Origin of the sequence: Actinopolyspora lacussalsi subsp. righensis, assembly GCF_900116555.1 — a bacterium.
Taxonomy (GTDB): Bacteria; Actinomycetota; Actinomycetes; order Mycobacteriales; family Pseudonocardiaceae; genus Actinopolyspora; species Actinopolyspora lacussalsi.
The window spans coordinates 1-1,227 of the sequence record NZ_FPAT01000023.1; the positions used below are offsets into that span (position 1 = coordinate 1).

Annotated in this window: 1 rRNA gene; it reads left to right on the forward strand. The window is 58.8% G+C overall.

The window, feature by feature from the left end:
• Nucleotides 1-206: 206 nt before the first annotated feature.
• Nucleotides 207-1,227 (forward strand): 23S ribosomal RNA (locus tag BM394_RS22215); the annotation flags it as partial.

The window sequence follows — 1,227 nt, forward strand, 5'->3', positions numbered from 1 at the left end:
TTTCACACAGGTGGCATTCTGAGTGGGAAAAGGCATGCTTTTTCCGGATGCTGCGGTGCGCGTGTGCGGCACTGTTGGGTTCTCTAGGGGCACACCCCTTTCGTGGGTGTGGTCTGGTGGTTGGTTGAGAACTGTATAGTGGTGGCGAGTATCTTTTTTGCTTGCTTGTTTTGGTGTGTTTGCTGGGCATAAGTGTGTGTTGGTTGTGTGTCGTGATGGTAGGCGTACGGTGGATGCCTGGGCACCAGATGCTGATGAAGGACGTGGGAGGCCGCGATAGGCCTGGGGGAGTTGTCAACCGAGCTGTGATCCCAGGGTGTCCGAATGGGGTAACCTGGCCGGGGTGATGCCCGGTCACCGGTGTCTGAAGAGATTAGGGCGCCGGGGGGCACGTGGGGAACTGAAACATCTCAGTACCCGCAGGAAGAGAAAACAAGATGTGATTCCCTGAGTAGTGGTGAGCGAACGGGGAGGATGGCTAAACCGTCTGCGTGTCAAGCCGGTGGGTGTTGCGTGGGCGGGGTTGTGGGAGCGCCTGGTCTCTGCCGCCGCAGGGGCGCTGGGTGTGTGGTGTTAGCTGAAGGTGTTGGAAGGCACTGGCGGAGTGGGTGAGACCCCCGTAGGTGAAGGCACTGCATATCTGGTGGGGTGTGGTCCCGAGTAGCGCGGGACTCGTGCAATCTCGTGTGAATCGGCCAGGACCGCCTGGTAAGCCTGAATACGTCTGGTGACCGATAGTGGATGTGTACCGTGAGGGACTGGTGAAAAGTACCCCGGGAGGGGAGTGAAAGAGTTCCTGAAACCGTGCGCTGTTAAACCGTCAGAGCATGCCCGGTGACGGGTGTGTGATGGCGTGCCTTTTGAAGAATGAGCCTGCGAGTTAGTGGTGCGTGGCGAGGTTAACCCGTGTGGGGGAGCCGGAGCGAAAGCGAGTCTGAATAGGGCGAGTGTAGTCGCGTGCTCTAGACCCGAAACCGAGTGAGCTACCCGTGGCCAGGGTGAAGCGCGGGTAAGACCGTGTGGAGGCCCGAACCCACCAGGGTTGAAAACCTGGGGGATGAGCTGTGGGTAGGGGTGAAAGGCCAATCAAACTCGGAGATAGCTGGTTCTCCCCGAAATGCATTTAGGTGCAGCGTCGCGTGGTGCTTGGTGCAGGTAGAGCGACTGGATGGCTGATGGCCCCGGTGGGGGTACTGACGTCAACTAAACTCCGAATGGCATCAACGT